Source organism: Shimia gijangensis (assembly GCF_900142085.1).
Taxonomy (GTDB): Bacteria; Pseudomonadota; Alphaproteobacteria; order Rhodobacterales; family Rhodobacteraceae; genus Shimia; species Shimia gijangensis.
In genome coordinates this window covers 1-2,971 of record NZ_FQZQ01000056.1, presented here as the reverse complement: position 1 = coordinate 2,971, position 2,971 = coordinate 1, and the positions used below count along the sequence as shown (strand labels likewise).

The following is a 2,971-nucleotide window of genomic DNA, read 5'->3' as shown; positions in this document are numbered from 1 at the left end:
ATCGCAAACACGCCGCATAATACCATCAACAAGATGAGCCAAACACTCTCTTAGTTTAGGCCGCTCTTGGGCCCAAAAACTCTGCCGACGGACACTCCACCCTATGCTTTCTCGCTTTTCGAATGACATCACCAACGCATGAACTTACTGTGTGATGAAGCGATCAAGGAGTAGGCATGGCCACACTAAATCCAAATACGCATGTGCTGTTGGACGGTGAGGTGAAAGTCTACAAGCGCCCCAACAGCAAGCGCTGGCAGGCCACATTCAAGATCGACGAGCACTGGATACGGATCAGCACCGGCAAGCGAGACTTGGAAGAAGCCAAAACCGTCGCTCGTGAGCAATATCTAGATTACAGGTTCAGAGCCAAACACGACCTAACTGTTGTCACCAAGCGTTTCGAGGATGTGGCTCTTTAAGGAAAACGATCTTGAGTACGTGGAGTTCTACCTGCACGGCAAAACCAAGCCGCATGAAGCTATCGGTCGCGCAGGCACCATCGGATACCTTAAGCGTATTCATTCACGCACAGACGCGATCAAGGACATCGATTTCTACGACATGCTCAAGCGGAAGCTGGATTTGCCCGTGTTTTGCTTGCCGGATGGATCGGTGACTGAGCATCTACGCCAAACCTTCAAGGCATTCCTCAAAGACGCGGAGCTGCTCAAGTGTCCCAAGACTGGGCAAGACCGTACGCTTTACAGCCTGCGTCACACCTACGCGACCTTCGCTTTGGTGAACGACGGCATGGATATTCATGCGCTAACCAAGCAGATGGGCACGTCGATTGGCATGATTGAACGGCACTACAGCCACCTTACCCCGCGCATGAAGAAGGACATGTTCACCGGCAAGCGGTATGAATTGTCTGCCGAGGAATATGCGGCTCAAAAAGGTTCGAGCCATTCCAGCTTGTGAACCGTCCACTGGTCAATTCGGGTTCGGTCCAACCACAAGCTGCATGATGCTGGAATGACTACGGTGCAAACAAACTCATCGGTGATTTGGAAGCGGAGGCAACTGACGCAAATAAAGGATGACCGCATCCAGATCACCTTCTGTCATGGCCGCATAATGATGATAGCCCATTGGCGGCAACATCCTCGAACCATCGGGACGAACCCCTTCGGTTATCATTTGTTTGAGTTCTTCGTCAGAATAGGCAGTCAGACCATCGGCATGAGTTGTCAGATTTGGTGAAACAGATGTGCCCCACGGACCGTGAAACTCAAATCCCCCAGCTCCAAGGTGAGTATCAAACATGGGACCCTTTTCTCCCATCGGGGTATGGCACTCGATGCAGTGTGCAACCGGACCAGCCAAGTATGCTCCGTATTCGACAGTGACAGCCTGAGACGGTGCCGTAACACTAGTTAATGGAGGGCCGTATGCAGGTGGAAGAGGGATGTTGTAAGTTGAGAACGGCGTTTCGATACTGCTTGCAGGTATCGTGCGCAGGAAGGCGACAATCGAATAGAGATCGTCATCGGAAAGGTCTCGGTACAATCCGATGGGCATCGGTGGCCCTATCACCGAACCATCGGGCCTAATGCCTTCTCGAATTGCCCTCGCAAGTTCCTCGTCACTCCAATCTGCAACGCGCCCACCGGGCGTGATGTTTACGGCCCAGGCTTCAAAGGCCGGGTTCTTATCTACCATGAACCCGCCCAACTCATTAGACATATCAGGCCCAGCAGGTGTTTGAGGCGTATGGCAGTTTCCGCAGCCCGCTGGTCCTCTGACAAGGTATTCGCCTCGTTGCACCGACACTTCCGCGTTTGCGAATGTGGCTATGGTTGAAACCGCGATTGCTGAGATCAGTTTGTACATCAAGTGGCCTCCTCGGGAAAATCTGACTATGTCAAAATGTCGCATCTCCCGACAATATGATTGAACTGCTCAAACTCCAAGGAGTTTTCAGGGGTGCCAATGGTGTAGCAAACGGGGCTATCGTCGCAGATTGAAGGAAGGTCCCTGTTGGCTACTCAAAGCAACTCAACAGCCTGACTAAGCTGATCCTCGTTGACGTCAATGTAGCGCTGTGTTGTCGATATGTGGCTATGACCAGCAAGTTCCGCCAATAAGCGCACACCGGCGCACATAAGTTTTGTTTCACTGACAGGGTTGCTGTTGTTACTCATCAAACTGCCCGGTTTTTCCAGTTGAACAATTAAGGTTCAAGCATCGATCTTCTTCTGGTTAAGGCGCTGTTTCAAAATCTGTTCGCGCCACATTATATAAACACCAGAGGCAATGACCAATGCCGCGCCGGTCAGCATTGAAGCGTTTGGTCGTTCGCCAAACACCAAAACACCCAGAACCAGAAGGAATACGATACGAGAGTATCTGAACGGCATAACGGCCGAAAGTTCGCCTATTCGCAGTGACGCGATGAGCAAGAGATATCCTAATGAGCCTAGAGCAACCATGAAGGTGACGATAACCCAATTGACATTTTCTGGGAAAAACCTCTCTCCATTAAGAAAAACCCATGCAATCGCGAAGGGAAGCGCGACAACCATTGTGTAGGTAGCTAGGCACGCTGAAGCTATGTCAGGTGGGGTTAGTCGGGTCACGAGGTCACGTACAGAAAAGGCTACCAATGACAGCACCGCCCAACCAACGGTGTAGCCTAAGTTTTCTGCGCCGGGTTGAACGACAAGCATAACGCCAAAAAACCCAATTGCGATCGAACTCCAACGACGCCAACTTACAGCTTCCTTAAGGAAGAACACTGCACCAACCGTCCAAAACGGAGACATGAGCACGTCACTCATTCCGACCCACAAGATACTTGACGGATCAAACAAGAATTACCGCAACAGGAAAGAAGTGATGCGCGCTCGTTCAGTCATCTTCAAGCTGTTGTTGTGAGCAGCCCTATCTGACGGGTCCAAGTTGGTTGTTAGTGCATGATCGGCCTGAGTTCCATTGGTATGATGGTTTCCGGAGCCGGAGGGCGGTA

Annotated in this window: 4 protein-coding genes and 1 pseudogene; 2 read left to right on the top strand and 3 right to left on the bottom strand. The window is 51.2% G+C overall.

What is annotated here, in order from left to right; all coding sequences use genetic code 11:
• Positions 1-176: 176 nt before the first annotated feature.
• Both BUC32_RS21110 and BUC32_RS19900 read left to right on the top strand, forming a co-directional pair.
• On the top strand, positions 177-422 hold the full coding sequence (locus tag BUC32_RS21110; protein ID WP_073257359.1) for a hypothetical protein: 246 nt from the start codon (positions 177-179) through the stop codon (positions 420-422).
• Entirely contained in the window at positions 409-924 is a 516-nt protein-coding gene (locus BUC32_RS19900; protein WP_073257356.1) for a site-specific integrase, read from the top strand. The genes BUC32_RS21110 and BUC32_RS19900 overlap by 14 nt, the downstream gene beginning before the upstream one ends.
• 75 nt (positions 925-999) lie before the next feature.
• On the opposite strand, the gene BUC32_RS19895 is transcribed toward BUC32_RS19900, so the two are convergent.
• The 3 genes and pseudogenes from BUC32_RS19895 to BUC32_RS19890 form a co-directional block, all read right to left on the bottom strand.
• A complete protein-coding gene (locus BUC32_RS19895; protein ID WP_139280817.1) occupies positions 1,000-1,836 on the bottom strand; it encodes a c-type cytochrome in 837 nt (278 codons plus the stop codon).
• A gap of 155 nt (positions 1,837-1,991) precedes the next feature.
• Positions 1,992-2,099 (bottom strand): annotated as a pseudogene (locus BUC32_RS21105) (tyrosine-type recombinase/integrase); the annotation flags it as partial.
• Positions 2,100-2,183: 84 nt separating this feature from the next.
• Complete coding sequence (locus BUC32_RS19890) at positions 2,184-2,783, bottom strand: DMT family transporter (RefSeq protein ID WP_073257350.1); 600 nt, start codon at positions 2,781-2,783, stop codon at positions 2,184-2,186.
• Between the last annotated feature and the right edge of the window lie 188 nt (positions 2,784-2,971).

Bases quoted from the DNA above. Each gene is read 5' to 3' on its own strand.
- BUC32_RS19895 (WP_139280817.1), bottom strand. From the start codon at position 1,836: ATGTACAAACTGATCTCAGCAATCGCGGTTTCAACCATAGCCACATTC.
- BUC32_RS19890 (WP_073257350.1), bottom strand. From the start codon at position 2,783: ATGAGTGACGTGCTCATGTCTCCGTTTTGGACGGTTGGTGCAGTGTTC.
- BUC32_RS19900 (WP_073257356.1), top strand. From the start codon at position 409: ATGTGGCTCTTTAAGGAAAACGATCTTGAGTACGTGGAGTTCTACCTG.
- BUC32_RS21110 (WP_073257359.1), top strand. From the start codon at position 177: ATGGCCACACTAAATCCAAATACGCATGTGCTGTTGGACGGTGAGGTG.